Annotated in this window: 18 protein-coding genes; 8 read left to right on the top strand and 10 right to left on the bottom strand. The window is 68.8% G+C overall.

Annotated features, from left to right (window positions below; translation table 11 throughout):
* Positions 1–6 precede the first annotated feature (6 nt).
* The 3 genes from ACFXI3_RS25425 to pdhA are packed head-to-tail and all read right to left on the bottom strand — an operon-like array spanning position 7 to position 3,361.
* Positions 7–1,248, bottom strand: coding sequence for a dihydrolipoamide acetyltransferase family protein (locus ACFXI3_RS25425; RefSeq protein WP_378402667.1), 1,242 nt, complete (start codon positions 1,246–1,248; stop codon positions 7–9).
* Positions 1,248–2,264, bottom strand: coding sequence for an alpha-ketoacid dehydrogenase subunit beta (locus ACFXI3_RS25420; RefSeq protein ID WP_378402665.1), 1,017 nt, complete (start codon positions 2,262–2,264; stop codon positions 1,248–1,250). The genes ACFXI3_RS25425 and ACFXI3_RS25420 overlap by 1 nt, the downstream gene beginning before the upstream one ends.
* Positions 2,261–3,361, bottom strand: coding sequence for a pyruvate dehydrogenase (acetyl-transferring) E1 component subunit alpha (pdhA, locus tag ACFXI3_RS25415; RefSeq protein ID WP_378402663.1), 1,101 nt, complete (start codon positions 3,359–3,361; stop codon positions 2,261–2,263). The genes ACFXI3_RS25420 and pdhA overlap by 4 nt, the downstream gene beginning before the upstream one ends.
* Before the next feature lie 161 nt (positions 3,362–3,522).
* Here pdhA and ACFXI3_RS25410 point away from each other — a divergent pair, with 161 nt between their 5' ends.
* Positions 3,523–3,954, top strand: a complete 432-nt coding sequence (locus tag ACFXI3_RS25410; protein ID WP_378402661.1) for an Lrp/AsnC family transcriptional regulator — start codon at positions 3,523–3,525, stop codon at positions 3,952–3,954.
* Positions 3,955–3,961: 7 nt separating this feature from the next.
* Here ACFXI3_RS25410 and ACFXI3_RS25405 read toward each other — a convergent pair whose 3' ends face one another.
* Positions 3,962–4,450 carry a GNAT family N-acetyltransferase gene (locus ACFXI3_RS25405; protein ID WP_344272007.1) on the bottom strand — a complete coding sequence of 163 codons (489 nt, stop codon included), beginning with the start codon at positions 4,448–4,450 and terminating at the stop codon, positions 3,962–3,964.
* Positions 4,451–4,491: 41 nt separating this feature from the next.
* Positions 4,492–5,214, bottom strand: a complete 723-nt coding sequence (locus tag ACFXI3_RS25400; protein WP_378402659.1) for a VOC family protein — start codon at positions 5,212–5,214, stop codon at positions 4,492–4,494.
* A 151-nt stretch (positions 5,215–5,365) separates the two neighbouring features.
* On the opposite strand from ACFXI3_RS25400, the gene ACFXI3_RS25395 reads away from it, so the two are divergent.
* Entirely contained in the window at positions 5,366–6,052 is a 687-nt protein-coding gene (locus ACFXI3_RS25395; protein WP_378402657.1) for a GNAT family N-acetyltransferase, read from the top strand.
* Here ACFXI3_RS25395 and ACFXI3_RS25390 read toward each other — a convergent pair.
* Positions 6,034–6,873, bottom strand: coding sequence for an alpha/beta hydrolase (locus ACFXI3_RS25390; protein WP_378402655.1), 840 nt, complete (start codon positions 6,871–6,873; stop codon positions 6,034–6,036). The two genes, ACFXI3_RS25395 and ACFXI3_RS25390, sit on opposite strands and share 19 nt — an antisense overlap.
* A 162-nt stretch (positions 6,874–7,035) precedes the next feature.
* On the opposite strand from ACFXI3_RS25390, the gene ACFXI3_RS25385 reads away from it, so the two are divergent.
* The 3 genes from ACFXI3_RS25385 to ACFXI3_RS25375 are packed head-to-tail and all read left to right on the top strand — an operon-like array spanning position 7,036 to position 10,269.
* Positions 7,036–7,806: a thioesterase II family protein gene (locus ACFXI3_RS25385; protein ID WP_378402653.1), complete on the top strand. Its 771-nt coding sequence runs from the start codon at positions 7,036–7,038 to the stop codon at positions 7,804–7,806.
* A complete protein-coding gene (locus ACFXI3_RS25380; protein ID WP_378402651.1) occupies positions 7,799–9,367 on the top strand; it encodes an acyl-CoA carboxylase subunit beta in 1,569 nt (522 codons plus the stop codon). Before ACFXI3_RS25385 ends, ACFXI3_RS25380 begins: the two co-directional genes overlap by 8 nt.
* Entirely contained in the window at positions 9,367–10,269 is a 903-nt protein-coding gene (locus ACFXI3_RS25375) for an acyl-CoA carboxylase epsilon subunit (RefSeq protein WP_378402649.1), read from the top strand. The genes ACFXI3_RS25380 and ACFXI3_RS25375 overlap by 1 nt, the downstream gene beginning before the upstream one ends.
* Before the next feature lie 332 nt (positions 10,270–10,601).
* Here ACFXI3_RS25375 and ACFXI3_RS25370 read toward each other — a convergent pair whose 3' ends face one another.
* Genes ACFXI3_RS25370 through ACFXI3_RS25360 form a run of 3 tightly spaced genes read right to left on the bottom strand, consistent with a single transcriptional unit; the run spans position 10,602 to position 13,647 of the window.
* Positions 10,602–11,255: a response regulator transcription factor gene (locus ACFXI3_RS25370; protein WP_067580506.1), complete on the bottom strand. Its 654-nt coding sequence runs from the start codon at positions 11,253–11,255 to the stop codon at positions 10,602–10,604.
* Positions 11,256–11,278: 23 nt separating this feature from the next.
* Positions 11,279–12,394, bottom strand: coding sequence for a sensor histidine kinase (locus ACFXI3_RS25365; RefSeq protein WP_378402647.1), 1,116 nt, complete (start codon positions 12,392–12,394; stop codon positions 11,279–11,281).
* A complete protein-coding gene (locus ACFXI3_RS25360) occupies positions 12,385–13,647 on the bottom strand; it encodes a nucleotide disphospho-sugar-binding domain-containing protein (protein WP_378402645.1) in 1,263 nt (420 codons plus the stop codon). The genes ACFXI3_RS25365 and ACFXI3_RS25360 overlap by 10 nt, the downstream gene beginning before the upstream one ends.
* Positions 13,648–13,879: 232 nt before the next feature.
* On the opposite strand from ACFXI3_RS25360, the gene ACFXI3_RS25355 reads away from it, so the two are divergent.
* Entirely contained in the window at positions 13,880–14,812 is a 933-nt protein-coding gene (locus tag ACFXI3_RS25355) for a proline iminopeptidase-family hydrolase (RefSeq protein WP_344272035.1), read from the top strand.
* Positions 14,805–15,764 (top strand): ACP S-malonyltransferase, encoded by a 960-nt coding sequence (locus ACFXI3_RS25350; RefSeq protein ID WP_344272038.1) that lies wholly within the window; start codon positions 14,805–14,807, stop codon positions 15,762–15,764. Before ACFXI3_RS25355 ends, ACFXI3_RS25350 begins: the two co-directional genes overlap by 8 nt.
* Here ACFXI3_RS25350 and ACFXI3_RS25345 read toward each other — a convergent pair.
* Positions 15,757–16,002 (bottom strand): phosphopantetheine-binding protein, encoded by a 246-nt coding sequence (locus ACFXI3_RS25345; RefSeq protein WP_101438236.1) that lies wholly within the window; start codon positions 16,000–16,002, stop codon positions 15,757–15,759. The genes ACFXI3_RS25350 and ACFXI3_RS25345 overlap by 8 nt on opposite strands.
* A 131-nt stretch (positions 16,003–16,133) precedes the next feature.
* On the opposite strand from ACFXI3_RS25345, the gene ACFXI3_RS25340 reads away from it, so the two are divergent.
* Positions 16,134–17,630 carry an AMP-binding protein gene (locus tag ACFXI3_RS25340; protein WP_378402643.1) on the top strand — a complete coding sequence of 499 codons (1,497 nt, stop codon included), beginning with the start codon at positions 16,134–16,136 and terminating at the stop codon, positions 17,628–17,630.
* Positions 17,631–17,672: the final 42 nt, after the last annotated feature.

Genomic DNA, 17,672 nt, shown 5'->3' with positions numbered 1-17,672 from the left:
CCGTCCTCACAGGGTGCGCAGGAGCCGTACTGGGTTTTCCATGCAGTCGGCGACGAAGCGCAGGAACCCGCCCGCGGTGCCGCCGTCGCAGACGCGGTGGTCGAACGCCAGCGTCAGCTCGGTGATCTTGCGGGCGGTGACCTGACCGTCCACAATCCACGGCCGGTCGATGATCCGGCCGACGCCCAGGATCGCGACCTCCGGGTAGTTGATGATCGCGGCCGAACCGTCCACTCCGAACACCCCGTAGTTGTTCACGGTGAACGTGCCGCCGGTGAGGTCGCTCGGAGCGAGCCGTCCGGAGCGGGCTTGTTCGGTGCGGTCGGCGAGTGCGGCGGACAGGTCTTCCAGCGTGTGCTGGTGCGCGTTCTGGACCACCGGGACGACCAAGCCGCGGTCGGTCTGCGCGGCGAATCCCAAGTGGACGGCGGACGGGATGACGATCTCGTCGCCTTCCAGGTGCGCGTTCAGTTCGGGGAAACGGCGCAGGCCCGCGACGGCGAACCGGGCGATGAGCGCGAGCAGGCTGAGCTTCGGGGCATGCGGATCGCTGTTGAGCGCGGTGCGCAGCCGCAGCAGTTCGGTCGCGTCGACGTCCACCCAGACTGTCGCCTCGGGGATTTCGCGGCGGGAGCGGGTGAGTTTGTCGGCGACGGTTTTGCGGAGGCCGCGCAGGGGGATTCGCTGCTCATCGGCCGTTGCCGCCGGGGGCGCTGGGATTTCCGTGGCGGCGATCGCGCGTTCTACGTCGGCGCGGCTCACGATGCCGTCGGTGCCCGTGCCGTTGAGCGCGTGAAGGTCCACTCCGGACTCGCGGGCTAGACGGCGGACTAGCGGGGACACGACGCGAATGCGGTCCGAAGTGGACTTCGGTGCCGCAGCTGGCGTTGACGCAGGAGCCTTGCTTCCGCGGGGTTGCCTCGCTCGTCGGGTGCGGGTTTGGCTGGTGCCATAGCCAATCAGGACATTCCCGCTGCCCTCCGGCGTGACGACGCCGGGCTCAGTGAAGTCCGCGGCACTGTCCACAGTGATCAAGGGACTGCCGACGGTCAGCACCTCGCCCGCTGCTCCGTGCAGTGTCGCGACCCGGCCCGCGAACGGCACCGGGACCTCGACGCTTGCCTTCGCGGTCTCGACCTCCACGACGGTCTGGTCCACGGTCACCGTGTCGCCGACCGCGACGTGCCACGCGACGATTTCCGCCTCGGTCAGACCTTCGCCGAGGTCGGGCAGTTTGAAGACGGCCATCACTTCTCCCCGTCGAGCGGTGCCGCGTCGTCCCACTGGAGCCGTTCGATCGCGTCCAGGATCCGGTCGACGCCCGGCAGGTGGTGCTGTTCCAGATTCGGTGCGGGATAGGGAATATCGAAACCGGCGACGCGCAAGACCGGCGCTTCCAGGTAATGGAAACAGTGCTCGGACAACTGCGCGGCGACTTCGGCGCCGTAGCCGCAGAATCGGCTCGCTTCGTGCACCACGACCGCGCGGCCGGTGCGACGCACGGACGCGGCGACCGTTTCCAGGTCGAAGGGCGCGAGGCTGCGCAAATCGATCACTTCGGCGTGGTAGCCCTCTTCCGCGGCGGCTTCGGCAGCTTCGAGAGTCGTGCCGAGTGCGCCGCCGTAGGAAATGAGTGTGACGTCGCTGCCTTCGCGGCGAATCACCGCTTTGTCGAGACCAGGCGAGCGCCGTTGCGGGTCAACGGTTCCCTTTTCCCAATACCGGCGCTTGGGTTCGAGGAAAATGACCGGGTCCGGGCTGTCGATCGCCTCGCGCAGCAGGGTGTAGGCGTCGTCCGGCGTGGCCGGGGTGACGACGCGCAGGCCGGCCGTGTGCGTGTAGTAAACCTCGGACGAGTCGCAGTGGTGCTCGACGCCGCCGATGCCGCCGCCGTAGGGCACCCGGATCACGATGGGCAGTTCGACCCGGCCCTTGGTGCGGTTGCGGAGTTTGGCGAGGTGGCTGGTGATCTGCTCGAACGCGGGGTAGGCGAACGCGTCGAACTGCATCTCGATCACCGGGCGCAGGCCGTTCATCGCCATCCCGATCGCGGTGCCGACGATGCCGGATTCGGCCAGCGGCGAGTCGAAGACGCGGGCGTCGCCGAAGCGTGCGGCGAGTCCGTCGGTGACGCGGAAGACGCCGCCGAGCGTGCCGACGTCCTCGCCGAAGACGAGCACGCGCTCGTCCTCGGCGAGCGCGTCGGCGAGGGCGCGGTTGAGCGCGCCGGCGAGGGACAGCGTCGTGTCCAGAGTGGCGGTCATGCCTGGTCCTCGGTGTTCTCGTGCGCCAGATCGGCGGCTTGCTGCCGCAACGCGGCGGTCGGTTCGGCGTAGACGTGCCGGAAGAGATCCGCCGGGTCGAGCTTGGTATCGACGTTCATCCGCTCGCGTAACGCGGCAGCTTCCTCTTCGGCGCGAGCGTCGATCTCCTGCTGCGCCTTGTCGTCGAGGAGGCCACGGTCGGTGAGGTACTGCTTAAGGCGGCTGATGGGGTCGCGCGTGAGCCACTGCTCCACTTCGGCCTTGTCGCGGTAGCGCGTCGCGTCGTCGGCGTTGGTGTGCGACTCCATGCGATAGGTGATGGCCTCGATGAGCGTCGGCCCTTCGCCAGCGGCGGCGCGCTCGACAGCCTGCTCGACGACAGCGTGTACGGCGGCTGCGTCGTTGCCGTCCACGAGTACGGAGGGCATGCCGTAGCCGACACCCTTGTACGCGAGCGAAGGCGCGGCGGTCTGCTTCTCGAGCGGGACGCTGATGGCGTAGCCGTTGTTCTGTACGAGGAAGACGACCGGTGCCTTCCAGACAGCGGCGAAGTTCAACGCTTCGTGCGTGTCGCCTTCACTGGTGGCACCGTCACCGACGAGAACGAGCGAGACCGTGTCCTCGCCCTTCGCCCGGGCAGCGTGTGCGAAGCCGACAGCGTGCAGCGTGTTGGTGGCGAGCGGCGTGCACTGCGGAGCGACATTGGCGCGGTACGGGTCGTAGCCGCAGTGCCAGTCGCCGCGCAGCAGCGTGAGCACTTCGACCGGGTCGACGCCGCGCGCGACGACGGCCATCGAGTCGCGGTAGGTCGGGAAAAGCCAGTCCTGCGGGCGAAGCGCAAGGATCGAGCCGATCTCGGCGGCCTCCTGCCCGCGCGCCGACGGATACACCGCGAGCCGGCCCTGTTTGGTGAGCGCGGTGGCCTGGGTGTCGAAGCGGCGTCCGGAAACCATGCCGCGGTAAAGGCGGAGGAGGACGTCGTCCGCGGGCATCGCGAGCGCCGGATCGGGCGTCGGCGCGCCGTCGGCGGTCACGAGGCCGAGCGGCTCGTCGCTGGGCAGGAAATAGGACGCGGCAGTGCGTTCCGTGGTGGTCACCGACAGCTCCCATCGACAAAGACGAGTAGGCCCTGATACTCGCTGTTGGGCGATCAAGGGTCCAGGCTTGTTCGGCAAGTGTGGAATGATGACCGGGTTGTGGAGTCTCTGCTGGACGATTGGCTTGGGAGGCGGCGCGGATGTCCCGGCCGGATGGACAAATGGCAGCGACGCTCGACGAGGTCGACCTGAAACTGATCGCCGAGCTGAAGAAAGACGGCCGCGCTTCGATGCGCGCGCTGGCCGAACGCGCGCACATTTCGCGGGCCGGTTGCTACACGCGCGTGGAGCGGCTGCACCGCGAGGGAGTGATCACCGGGTACGCGGCCGTGACTGATCCGCGCCGGATGGGGCAGGGGCTGGCCGCGTACGTGTACTTGAAGGTCACACAGAACTCGTGGCGCACGGTGAGCGCGGAACTCAAGCACATCCCGGAAATCGAACACGGCGGCCTCGTGTCCGGGGACAACGACCTGATCCTGTTCGTGCGGACTCGCGACGCGGACAGCCTGCGAGACTTGGTGTTCGAGCGGCTGCAGTCCATGCCGGACGTGCTCTCGACGCACACCGTGCTGGTCTTCGACGAGCTGTGAGCCTTGGTCAGGCCGCTTTGACCAGGTAGACCGCGAGCTGGAGGACGCCGGTCGCTTCGAACGGCATCGGCGCGCGGCGGTACCCGGCCCGTTGGTAGAGGGCGATGTTGCGTTCGCTGGACGCACCGGTGAAGAGGACGTACTGCTTCGTCTCCGGCGGGGCGTGGCGCTCGGCGTGCTCAAGGAGGACGCGTCCGAGGCCGCGCCCCGCCAGGTCCGGCGCGACCATCAGGCGGCCGATCTCCCAGCCGCCGTCCTCGACCGTGCGGGCGCGAACCGCGCCGACGAGCCGGTGTCCCTGCCGGACGACCCAGCTGCGCCAGGTCGTGATCGACTCGCGGACCTCTTCGAGGTCTTCGGTCAGCGCGGGATGCTCCAGGGTGTTGTTGAGCAGGGCTTCCTGGACCCAGCAACACCGCTGGAGCACCATCAGCTCGGCGGCGTCGTCCGGGGTCGCTGGGCGCAGGGTCGCGCCGGGAAGGGTTTCAAGGTCCACCTGTCCTGTTCTAGCACCGAGTTCAGGGCGATGGAGCCGGTTCAGGAGCCCAGGACGAACTCCGTGCCGAACGGATCGCGAACGGTCACCATGCGTCCGTAGGGGCTGTCTTGCGCTTCGACCACCTCGCCGCCGTGTTCGACGGCCTGCTTGCCCGCCGCGTCAGCGTCGCCGACGAGGAACAGGGTGCCCCACGCCGACGCTGTGGCGGACTGGTCGCCGATGATGCCGCCGATTTCATGGCCGTCTGGGCGGCGGAGGAAGGTGAAGTCGACGCCGGCGAGGTCGTCGTTGCCATCGAGTGTGAAGGCGAAGAGCTCGCAGTAGAAGTCGCGCGCCTGCTTGGGGGTTGGCGTGACGAGGTCGTTGCGCAGCAGGGTGCCGGGCTCGTTGACCAGCCTGGCCCCGGGGAGTTTGCGGCCTTGCCAGATCCCGAACCGCGCCCCGGTCGGGTCTTCCGCGACTGCGACGCGGGCGTGGTCTCCGTCGTCGTGCGGTTGGTCGAGAAGCTTGCCGCCTGCGGCGGTGACGGCTTTCGCGGTGACCTCGCAGTCATCGGTGGCCAGGTAGACGGTCCAGCCTGCTCGGGAGTCGGTTGCTTGGCGCAGGCCGGCGACCGGGAGGTCGCGCAGCAGGCAATGGTCGCCGTCGAAGGTCCAGCCGAGGACGGCGCGGTAGAAGCGTTGCGCACGGTCCAGGTCCGGCACGGCGAGGTCGATCCAGGTCGGGGTGCCGAGCGGCTGGTTGCGGTCGACGGTGCTCATCGAGATCCCTTCGTCAGTGATGGCGGCGACGGTATGGCGGATTGCGGACAGCGGCGGTCCTCGGCTGCTCAGCATGTGGGAGGAAGTGGCCGGGGCTGGTCCGGCGCACGCATTCTTGATCGGGTACCCCGGATCGAAATGGCAGGCGAGAATGAGCACGTCCCCGCTCGAAAACCCCGCTTGGGCCGCGTTGAGCGGCCCGCACGCGTCGTTCGCGGAGCAGAAGGGGCAGGTGCTGCGGTATCCGGTGGACGTCTCTCCGTTCCTTGCCGTGCCGGACGAGCCGGACGAGCGGGTGTGGCACGACATCGCCGACCTCATCGGTCCGGGCGCGTCGACAGTCGTGGTCGGCGCGGTCGGGACGCCGCCGCCCGTGGACTGGACGGTGGAGGCCGAGATCGCCGGGGTGCAGATGGACGGCTCGGCCGCCCCAGCAGCAGCCGACGCCGAGGCGGTGCGGCTGACCGCGGCGGACGTGCCGGAGATGCTCGATCTGGTGTCCCGGACGAAACCCGGCCCGTTTCTGCCCCGGACGATCACTTTGGGCACCTACTTGGGCATTCGCCGTGACGGTGTCCTGGTGGCGATGGCGGGCGAGCGGATGCATCCGCCGGGGTGGACGGAGATCAGCGCGGTCTGCACGGATCCGGCGTTCCAGGGGCAGGGCCTGGCCGCCCGGCTGGTGCTGGCGGTGGCCGCGGGGATCCGGGAACGCGGGGAACGGCCGTTTCTCCACGCCGCCGGGACGAACACCGGCGCGATCCGGTTGTACGAGAAGCTGGGGTTCCGGCTCGCCCGGCACATGCAGTTCGGCGTATATCAGGCTCCCTCCCGGTAGCCGGCCGTCCCGGCGAGGATTTCGGCGAGGGCTGCCGGACGGAGCAGCGGATCGACGTGGCCGACGGGCAGGGAGTACACGTCGAAGGGGTTGCCGGGGGTGAGGGCGTCGGCTTCTTCGATGAAGTGGTCTTGCAAGGCGAGGGGCATGCTGGCGTCCGCGGTCAGCCGGACGTAGCTGTGCGGGATCCGGCCCCAGGCCGCTGGGTCTATGACGTCGGTACCGGCGTCTCGCGATTCGTCGGGGTCAAGGGTAGACAGGAAAGCGACCACTTCCGCGTCGGTGCCGTCGGTGGTCCAGGCGCGTTTCAGCGCGGCCAGGTGCGTGGGATCGGCGGTGCGCCAGTTCATCCGGACGGCGGCCAGGCGTCGCGGGTCTCCGATGGGGTTGACGCCGGTGTCGGGCGGCCTGAAGGCTGGGGTCGCGAGGTAGTCGGCTGCGGTGCCAGTGACACAGCACCAGGCGGAGACGTAGACGGTTCGTGCCAGCAGGTGCGGGACAGCGTTGGCGACGCTCGTGACGGTGAAGCCGCCGCGGCTGTGCCCTAGGAGGATCACCGGCCCGTGTTCGCTTACGCGGCGGACGGTTTCGACGACGTGTGCGACGTTGTCGGCGTGCGTGATGCTGGCCAGCGGCGATGGTTCTTCGGCGAAGGCGGCGAGGTCCTGGGCCTGGTAGGCGGTGGAGAAGCCGGCCGCGCCGTGGCCGGGGAGGTCGACGGCGAGGCTGCGGTGGCCGCGCAGGGCTAGTTCGCGGTGGAGCGCGGTGAAGCAGCGTCCGGAGGCGTAGGAGCCGTGCACGAGGACGAACGTTGGCTGCATGCGGGAATCCTTCGGTCAAGGGGGCTGGGCGTGACTGTCCATTGTGGATTTAGGGGGAGTTAGGGGTCGTTGCGCGCGGTGGGCGCGGTTACCGTGGGTCGGCGAAGAAGGATCCGTGGCCGGGTCGTCCCGGCGCAGACGTCGGAAAGGCGGTGGGACGACATGACGGGTAGCGCGAATTCCGACGAGGACAGCTGGTTTCGCCGCTTCCACACGTCGCCCGAGGCGAAGGCAAGGCTGGTGTGCCTGCCGCACGCCGGAGGTTCGGCTCCGTTCTACTTCCCGGTTTCGCGGGCGCTGACGCCGGACATCGAGGTGCTCGCGGTGCAGTACCCGGGCCGCCAGGACCGGCGGCACGAGCCGTTCCTGACCACCATCGACGCGCTGGCCGACCGGATCGCCGAGCTGCTGCGCGGCCGCGACGACCTTCCGCTCGCGTTGTTCGGCCACAGCATGGGCGCGATGATCGCCTTCGAGGTGACGCGCCGGCTGGAGGCCGCGGGCACCGCGGTGGACACGCTCTTCGTGTCCGGCCGTCGGGCCCCGTCCCGGCATCGCGACGAGAACGTGCACACCCGCACCGACGACGGCGTGATCAGCGAACTGCGCCGGTTGAGCGGCACCGAAATGGACCTGCTCGGCGACGATGACGTCGTGCGGATGATCCTTCCCGTGGTGCGCAACGACTATCGCGCCGTGGAGACCTACCGGTACCAGCCGGGCTCGCCGCTGGCGGCCCCGGTGGTCGCGTTCACCGGCACCGACGACCCGGTCGCCTCGGTCGACGAGGTCCGGTCGTGGGGCGACCACACTTCGGCGGGCTTCGAGCTGGTCCCGCTCGCCGGCGGGCACTTCTTCCTGACCCGGCACCAGGACGTGATTCTCCGGTATCTGACCGATCGGCTTGTCGACAAGGGGCGTGCACATGTCTGAGGCACTGGCGGTCGGATTCGACAGCAGGCTCGAGGAACTGCGGGAGATCAAGGAGGCCGCGCGCCGCGGTCCCGACGACGCCGCGACCGCCCGCCAGCACGACCGCGGCAAACTGACCGCGCACGAACGCATCGAACTGCTGCTCGACCCAGGTTCCTTCACCGAGATCGAGTCCTTGCGCCGGCACCGCGCGACGGCGTTCGGCCTTGAACACCGGAAGCCGTATTCGGACGGCGTGGTGTGCGGCTGGGGAACGGTCTATGGGCGCACGGTTTTCGTTTACGCCCACGACTTCCGTATTTTCGGCGGCGCGCTTGGCGAGGCGCACGCGCAGAAGATCCACAAGGTGATGGATCTCGCCGCCGCGGCCGGTGCGCCGTTGGTTTCGCTCAACGACGGTGCGGGCGCGCGGATCCAGGAGGGCGTGACGGCGCTCGCCGGGTACGGCGGGATCTTCCAACGCAACACCCGGTCTTCGGGGGTCATTCCGCAGATCTCGGTGATGCTCGGCCCGTGTGCCGGCGGCGCCGCGTACTCGCCCGCGCTGACGGATTTCGTGTTCATGGTGCGGGAAACCTCGCAGATGTTCATCACCGGCCCAGATGTGGTGCACGCGGTGACCGGCGAGGAGATCACCCAGAACGGTCTTGGCGGCGCGGACGTGCACGCCTCGACGTCGGGTGTCGCCGCCTTTGTTTACGACGACGAACCCAGCTGTCTCGAGGACGTGCGGTACCTGATTTCGTTGTTGCCCTCCAACAACAACGAGGTGCCACCGGTGGAGCCGACGGCCGATCCGGTAGACCGCCGCACGGACAAGCTGCTCGAGGTGGTGCCGACGGACTCGGCCCGCGCGTACGACATGTGCGCGGTGATCGAGGAAATCGTCGACGACGGCGAGTTTCTCCAGGTGCACGCCGGTTGGGCGACGAACGTGGTGTGCGCCCTGGCGCGGCTGGACGGGCACGTGGTCGGGATCGTCGCGAACCAGCCGGCGACGCTCGCCGGGGTGCTCGACATCGAGGCGAGCGAGAAGGCCGCGCGGTTCGTGCAGACGTGCGACGCGTTCAACATTCCGCTGGTGACGCTGGTCGACGTGCCGGGCTTCCTGCCCGGGGTGGACCAGGAACACGGCGGCATCATCCGGCATGGCGCGAAGCTGCTGTACTCCTACTGCAACGCGACGGTGCCGCGCGTGCAGATGATCCTGCGGAAGGCCTACGGCGGCGCGTACATCGTGATGGACTCGCGCTCGATCGGCGCGGACGTTTCGCTGGCGTGGCCGACGAACGAGATCGCGGTGATGGGTGCGGAGGGCGCGGCGAACGTGATCTTCCGGCGCGAGATCAACGCGGCCGACGACCCGGAGGCGGTACGGCGGCAGAAGATCAAGGAGTACAAGACCGAGCTGATGCACCCGTACTACGCGGCCGAGCGAGGTCTGGTCGACGACGTGATCGAGCCCGGCCGGACGCGGGAGATGCTGATCCGGTCGCTGGCGATGTTGCGGGCCAAGCACGCCGACGTTCCGGCGCGCAAGCACGGGAACCCACCGATGTGATGGCGGCCCGGGTCGCGCGTCGAGGAACGGGGGATGCGGTGGGGTCGGTCGGAGCGGCCGCGGATCTGGGGCCGGGTGCGGGGGTTTCTGGCGCGGACGGCGAATCGGGTGCGGCGGAGTTGCCTGCTGCGCGGGATGGGGTGGCCGGGGCCGGGATTTCTCTGGGGCCGGGGGATTCGGTTGGGCTGGAGTCTGGTGGGGTGGCCGGTGAAGGACGTGATGTGATGGCGTCTGGAGCCGGGGCTGGGGCGGGAGTCCCTGCAGTGTCGGGGGATTTGGCTGGGCTGGAATCTGGTGGGGCAGTCGGTGATCGACGCGATGCGATGGCGTCTGTGGTCGAGGCGAGGACGGGGGTCCCTGCGGTGTCGGGGGATTTGCCTGGGCTGGAATTTGGTGGTGCGGTCGGCGAAAGACGCGATGTGATCGCGTCTGCGGTCGGGGCCGGGGCGGGGGTCCCTTCGGTGCCGGGGGATTCGACTGGGCTGGAGTCTGGTGGGGTGGCCGGTGAAGGACGCGATGTGATCGCGTCTGTGGTCGAGGATGGAGCGGAGATCCTTGTGTCGTCGGGGGATTTGGCTGGGCTGGAATCTGGTGGGACAGTCGGTGATCGACGCGATGCGATGACGTCTGGAGCCGAGGCCAGGGCGGAGGTCCCTGTGGCACCGGGAGATTCGGCTGGGCTCGAAGCTGCCATGACGCGTGGTGAACAGGGTGCTGCGGCGGCAGCGCCCGCAGTACGTGTGGTGCGTGGGAATCCGGACGACGGTGAAGTGGCTGCGTTGTTGGTGGCGTTGGCCGCTGTCGGTCAGGCAGCGGGGAATGGGCGCGAGGAAATTGCTGTGCCGTCACCTCGGCAACCGTCGACAAGGTTTGTTCCGGCGACGAGCTGGCGGGCGCGGTAGCCAGGTCCGGCAATGGAGCGAAGGAGCGGGGCCCGCATCGGCGCAAGGCGATGCGGGCTTTCCGCACTGCGGCATTACCGGCTTCGGCAGCCGCGCGGAGCATCGGTCTTCGGGATTGCCGGGTTGGGCGAAGCGCCGGTCTTGAAGACCGGCGGTGTGCAGCGGAAGCGTTGCGCCACAAGAGAACAACTACATCGTCCACAACGGACGACACGGGAACAGGTCCAAGATCCATATCCCCAAGCTACCGTCGCCGGTCGAACATCTGCACGGTATCGATCTGGTGAATCAGGCGTGTACGGCGGGGCAGGGCGGATGCGGCGGCTGGAGGATCAGGCGTGCACCGCGGTGCTGTCCAGATACGTAAGCACAGCGCGGATACGACGGTTCTGATCCCGGCTCGCCTCAAGGCCGAGCTTCGCGAAGATGTTGCTGATGTGGTTCTCCACCGCCCCCTGGGTCACCACGAGCGCCTTGGCGATCGCCGTGTTCGACAGGCCCTGTGCCATCTGTGCCAGGACCTCGGTTTCCCGCGCCGTCAACGCCTCCAGCGGATCCCGGCTGCGGGACAGCATTTGCGCGACCACGTCCGGGTCGATCGCCGAACCTCCGCCGGCGACGCGGCGGACGGCTTCCAGGAAATCCGCGACGTCGGCGACTCGTTCCTTCAGCAGGTAGCCGACGCCGGAAGTGCCTTCCGCGATCAGGTCTACCGCGTAGCTTCCTTCCACATACTGCGACACCACCAGCACTGGCAGGCCAGGGATTTCCTTGCGGGCGGCCAAAGCCGCGCGCAGGCCTTCGTCAGTGAAGGTCGGAGGCATGCGGACGTCGGCGATGACCAGGTCGGGGCGGTGGTCTCGGATCGCCACCAGGAGGTCGTCGCCGTTGTCCACCGCGGCGGCGGTTTCGATGCCGACGTCCGCGAGCAGGCTTTGCACTCCGGCGCGCAACAGCACCGAGTCTTCCGCGATCACGACGCGCATTTTCCTTGCCTCCACAACAGGATTCACCAGCGGACGGGCAGATCGGCCCGCACGACGGTGGGGCCGCCGGCGGGGCTGACGACGGTGAGCACGCCGTCGATCGTGGCGGCGCGGTCGGCCAGGCCGGCCAGGCCGCCGCCGGGGCGCATCGAGGCACCGCCGTGGCCGTTGTCGGTGATTTCCACGACCACGGTGTCGTCGTCGCGGGTCACTCGCACGGACGCGCGGTCGGCGCCGGAATGTTTGGTCACGTTGGTGAGCGTTTCGCTCACGATGAAGTACGTCGTCGTTTCGACAGGTGCGGGCGGACGGGGTTGTACGGTAACCTCGACCTCAATAGGGATAGGCATTCTTGCGGTAAGAGAAGACAGCGCCGCGTCCAGGCCCCGATCCTGGAGCACCGGCGGATAGATCCCGCGCGCCAGGTCGCGCAACTCCGCGACAGCGAGTTTCGCGTCGGCGTGCGCGGCTCCGATGAGTTCGCGGACCGCGGTCGGGTCGTCGAGATCGAGTTTGAGCTGGGCCCGGCCCAGGCTCATCGCGACGGACACCAGCCGCTGCTGCGCGCCGTCGTGCAGGTCGCGTTCGATCCGGCGTCGTTCGGCTTCCACCGCGTCGACTCCGCGTGCTCGCGAGTTCTGCAGCTGCACCGTGCGCGCTTCCAGTTGCGCGGTGCGGTTCGGGCCGAGGAACGACGCCGCCAGTTCGCCGTGCATCGCCCCGATGCGCGGCGCCACGAAGATTCCGAAAGGAGGTACTGCGGTGGACACGACGCCCGCCACGAATTCCACGATGCCCAGCGGAAAAGCGATCAGCACGAACGCGAACTCGCGCCAGGTGGCGGGGTCGAGCAGGCGCGCCTGCCACACCGCGAGCATGCCCGGGCCGGCCGGACGGCGGCGGACCGGTTCGGCGATCGCGGCGCCGAGCATCTGGTGCGCCCAGCGTCGTTCGAACGCGCAGTACGAACGCATCAGCGAGGTCGCGACCAGCAGGATCGGGATGCCGATCCACAGCATCGTCGTCCCGACGCCGACCAGCATGGTCACGAGGATCAGCACGAACGCGGCGAGCCGGATCGGGAGGCTCAGCACCAGAAACCCGATCGTGCGCATGGTCGGCGGCCGCGTCACGGGCATAGCGCGATCCGTTCCAGCTCCGGCACGAGGTCGTCGAGAGTGGGCGTCGCCAGCATCTCGTCGCGCACCTCGAGCGCACACTCCCGAAAGGACGGTTCTTCCAGCAGCCGGCACACTCCGTCGCGGACACTCGCGGGCGTCACGTCCTCGAGGTCCACCAGCAATCCGTTGCCGCGCTTCACCTGAGCCACCGCGGAGCCGCGTTCGCTCCACGTGGTGCCCGGGATGACCAGCTGCGGGACGCCGTTCACCACCGCGTTGCTGATCGTCGCGCCGCCGCCCTGGTGCACGATCGCCGAGCACGAGGCGAGGAGTTCGTTCATCGGCACGAAATCGACCGCGCGGACGTTGTCCGGGATCGCGCGCACGGACGCGAGCTGGCTCGCGTTCAACGTGGCGATCACCTCGATGTCGAGGTCGGCGAGCCCGTCCAGCAGATCTCCGACCGAGGTCTCCTCGACGCCGAGCACCTGCCGGTTGGAGATGCCGAGGGTGAGCATCACCCGCGGCCGCTCCGGCCGCTCCAGGACCCATGAGGGGATCGCCATCGGCTTGTTCTGCGGCACGAACCGGGCCGGGACGTAGTCGACGTCCACGCCGTCGTACCGCAGATACGACGGATGGCAGTCGATGGTCCGCACGCCGTAGCGGAGGGCTTCGTCGTAGTCCGCGCCGAACCGGCCGACCGCGGCGGACATCCACGCCACGAACGGGTCCGGCGAGGTGTCCTCGGGGCGGCTGGCTCTGAGGTCGCGGTACTGCGCGCCGATGCGGGCGGTCTGGTCGGCGGCGTACATCATCCGCAGGTGCGGCACGCCGAGCGCGTGCGCGACGATCGGCGCGGCGTAGATCATCGGGTCCCACACCACGAGGTCCGGCTGCCACTGGCGGGCGAAGCGGACGAGTTCGTCGAGCAGCGAGTCCGGCGTGGTCCAGCGGAACACGTCGACCCAGTGCTCGTACACGTTGCGGACGTACTCGTCGGTGTAGCACTCGGGACGGCTTTCGGAGATCCGGAAGTCGCCCTGCATCGCGTTGTTGCCGTCGACCTGCAGTTGGCGGTGCCGGGCGATGTCGAGTTCGTCGCCGAACCACATGGCGTCCAGCCCGGTTTCGGCGAACGACGCGACCTCGCGCGGGTTGCGCTGCCCGACGAAGCGCACCTCGTGCCCGGCCGCGGCCAGCGCCCAGCCCACCGGAGCCATGCTGTAAACGTGCGTCCTCGTCGGGAAGACCATCAGCATCACGCGCATCGCGGCAGCTCCGGGTTCGTAGTCACAGGAGAACAAGGGAAACGGTAGGGCCGCGCCGGGCCCGCGCCCACCCGGTAGGGGACCCCTGAATCCGGCGCGGGCAAGGAGGATTTGGCTCGGCTTTAGATGCCCCTTAGGGGCTATGGCGCGCGGGCCGCGGCAGATAGACAGGTAATCGGATCCGGCCGCGCTGTGCCGGAGACGGACGAGGGAGGCGAACGAGGTGATGAGCATGGCCGTGGCGCCCACCGCGAAAGGCTGGGTCCCGTTCGGCGAGCACCGCACCTGGTACCGGGTCACCGGGCAACCGGGAGGAGCGGCGCCCGCTGTGGTCGTGGTGCACGGCGGGCCGGGCAGCACGCACGACTACCTGCTGAGCCTGACCGAGCTCGCCGGGCACGGATTCCCGGTCGTGCACTACGACCAGCTCGGCAGCGGCGGGTCGAGCCGGCTGCCGGACGCCGATCCCGGGTTCTGGAACCCGGAGCTGTTCGGCGACGAGCTGGACAATCTGGTGCACCGGCTCGGCATCGAGGACAACTATGTCCTCTATGGACAGTCGTGGGGCGGCCTTGTCGTCGCGCGGCACGCCGCCGAGCGTCCGGACGGCCTGCGCGGGCTGGTGATCGCCAACTCGCCGGCGTCCTACGAGCTGTGGCGCAGCGAGATGGACCGGCTGCGCGCGCTGCTCCCGCCGGGCGTCGACGAAGGCCTGCGGGCGCACGAAACGGCGGGCACCACGGACACGCAGGAGTACTTCGACCTCATGCGCGTCTTCTACGACCGGCACGTCTGCCGCGTGCTGCCGTGGCCGCCCGACTACGTCGCCTCGTTCATGGAGATGGCCGACAACAACACCGTCTACTCGGTGATGAACGGCCCCAGCGAGTTCACCGTCACCGGCACGCTCGCGGACTATTCGGTGGTCGACCGCCTCGACGACATCGAGGTGCCGACCCTGCTCATTTCCGGTGCGCACGACGAGGCCACCCCGGCCACCGTGCAGCCGTACTACGACCGGATCCACGACGTGCGCTGGGAGATCCTCCCGGAATCGAGCCACGTCCCCCATCTCGAGGAACCGGAACGGTTCCGCGAAATCCTGCTGGGATTCCTGCAGGAAGTCCATTCCCCCGCCGAGAGAGAGGTCGCCAGTCATGGATGAGGCCAGCCAGGCCGGATCGGCGGTCGTGTTCCCCGGGATGAGCCCGTGCCGGTTCGTCGACTTCGGCAAGTTCCTGCTCATCAACCCGTTCGCGCGCAGGCTCATCAAGGACGCCGACGACCGGCTGGGCTACTCGCTGGTCGACCGCTTCCGCGAGGCCGAGGGCGACTACTCCGAGTACGCCCAGGTCGGGTTCATGCTCACCTGCGTCGCGCTCGCCGAGTGGGCCGAACAGGAGTACGGGATGAGCCCGGACTACTGCACCGGCCCGAGTTTCGGCGAGAAGCCGGCCAGCGTGTACGCCGGCTCGCTGACTTTCCCGGACGCGGTGTGGATGACCGCGAAGCTCGCGCAATGCCTCGACGAGTTCTTCGCGACCGAGCACACCGACGTCGTCACGCACTCGTTTGTCCGCACCCCGGAAGAGAAACTGCGCGACGCGCTGACGGAACTCGACGGGCGCGGCGAGTGGGCCGACATCTCCTGCTACATCGACCACGACTTCTACATGGTCTCGGTGCGGGAGCGGAACCTCGACTGGCTCAAGCAGACCGTGCGGAGCATGGGCGGGCTGTCGCTGTACACGATGCGTCCTCCGCTGCACTCGCGCGCGTTCGGCGCGTTGCGGCGCAAGGCCGAGGACGAGGTGCTCGGCGGCCTCGACTTCCATGATCCCCTCCTTCCGATCATCGCTGACCAGGACGGTTCGGTGCTGCGGTCCGGCGAGCAGGTCCGCACGATGCTGCTGGACAGCATCGTCGAGCCGCTGCGCTGGCCGGACGTCGTCTCGTCGCTCGAACAGCTCGGCGTGCGCAAGCTGTGGGTGGCCGGGCCGGACACGCTGTTCGGCCGTGTCCGGGCCACCACCAGCCGGTTCGAGGTGACCACGGTGAACCCGCGGCTCGCGCTGCAGCCGCGGCGGCGCGGCGCGGGTCCCTCGCGAGTCAGCTAGCCGGCTGCAGCTGCGACAGCGTCGCCCAGAGACGTCCGGGGTTCTCGAACGTCTCCAGGTTCAGCGCGTCGTCGGAGAACCGGACGTTGTACTTCTCCTCCAGCACCGCCAGCAGTTCCACCGTGGCCAGGGAGTCGAGGCCGTACTCCTTGAGCGGGGTCTCGGCGGTCAGCGCTTCGTCGGCGGGCAGGAACGGAAGGTACGGGCGGAGGGCTTCGTCGAAAGAGCTGTCCCACATGGCTACTCCGGTGGCTGGGTCGGGCACTTCACCAGGCAGGAAAACCGACCGCCCGGTTCGGTTTTGAACTTTACCCCGCGCCGTCGCTCCCGGGCGACGCACAGGCACCCCTATTCACGCGGAGGACCACGATGGACACGACGACTACCTCGGGACTGCACTCGCGTTTCCTGCGCGGTCTGGCCCGTTCCGAGTCCCGCCCGGCGGTCAGCGTCGGCGGGGAGACCTTCACCTACGGCGAGCTGCACGAGCGGGCGTTGCTGTGGGGCGGTGCGCTGGCGGAGTCCGGCGCGAGCACGGTAGGGGTGCTGGCCGGGAAGGGAGTCACTGCCTACGCCGGGATTCTGGCCGGGCTGTACGCGGGGGCGACGGTTGTCCCGCTGCGGCCGGACTTCCCGGCGGCCCGGACCGAGCAGATGGTCGAGGCCGCGGAGGTGGACGCGATCATCGCCGACGAACGCGGTCTGACCGTCGCTCCGTCGGTGAAGACGCTCTTCGCTCCGGAGGCTAACCAGACAGGACTGAAAGCGGCCCAAGCCCTCAGCGAGCCCAAGGACGTGCGACCTGAGGACTCCGCGTACGTGCTGTTCACCTCGGGCTCCACGGGACGGCCGAAGGGGGTCCGGATCGGCCACGGCTCCACCGAGCATTACTTCGGCCTGCTCGACGCGCGGTACGACTTCACCCCGGACGACGTCTTCTCCCAGACCTTCGACCTGAACTTCGACTGCGCGATGTTCGACCTCTTCTGCGCGTGGGGCGCGGGTGCGGAAGCGGTGGTCCTGCCGGCGGCGGCGTACCGGAACGTGCCGGCGTTCGTGGAGGAGCGCGGCCTCACCGTCTGGTTCTCCACGCCGAGCGCGATCGATCTGGTGCGCCGCACCGGACGGCTCACCCCGGGCGCGATGCCCGGACTGCGGTGGAGCTTTTTCGCCGGGGAAGCGCTGACCGTCCGCGACACCGCGGATTGGCGGGCGGCGGCGGGCAATTCCGTGACCGAGAACCTCTACGGCCCCACGGAGCTCACCATCACCGTCGCCGGGTACCGCTGGGACGACGAGGAAACCCCGCGCGTGGCGGTGAACGGCGTGGTGCCGATCGGCGCGGTGCACGAGGGGCACGAGTACCTGCTCATCGACGAGAACGAGGCGGGGGAGGGCGAACTCGCCATCGCGGGACCGCAGCTGACGCCGGGCTACCTCGACCCGGCCGACGAGAAGGGCCGGTTCCTCGACCGCGACGGGCAGCGGTTCTACCGCACCGGCGACCGGGTGCGCCGGCTCGGCGGCGACGATCTCGCGTACCTGGGGCGGCTCGATTCGCAGGTGCAGGTGCTCGGCTGGCGGGTGGAGCTCACCGAGGTGGAGCACGCGCTGCAGACGTGCGGGGTGCAGGCGGTGGCGCTCGGTGTCCAAGGCGACGCCGGGACTGAGCTGTTCGTCTTCTACACCGGGCCACGGCGGCCGGTGCTCGAACTGGTGCGCGCGTTGCGGGCGGTGCTGCCCGAGGGCGTGATCCCGCGGCGGTACGAGCATGTCGAGGAGTTTCCGTTGAATTCCAACCGCAAGATCGACCGGAAGACGCTCGCCGCGCGCGCCGCGGAGATCCTCAGCCCCGTCCCCGCTTAAGGTCCGTGAAGGGCTCCTTGAGGGAATCAGATTCCCTCAAGG

This window comes from Amycolatopsis sp. NPDC059235, from assembly GCF_042754125.1.
Taxonomy (GTDB): Bacteria; Actinomycetota; Actinomycetes; order Mycobacteriales; family Pseudonocardiaceae; genus Amycolatopsis; species Amycolatopsis albidoflava.
Note: the sequence above shows the minus strand (reverse complement) of the source record. Positions and strands in the feature narration are given on the sequence as shown.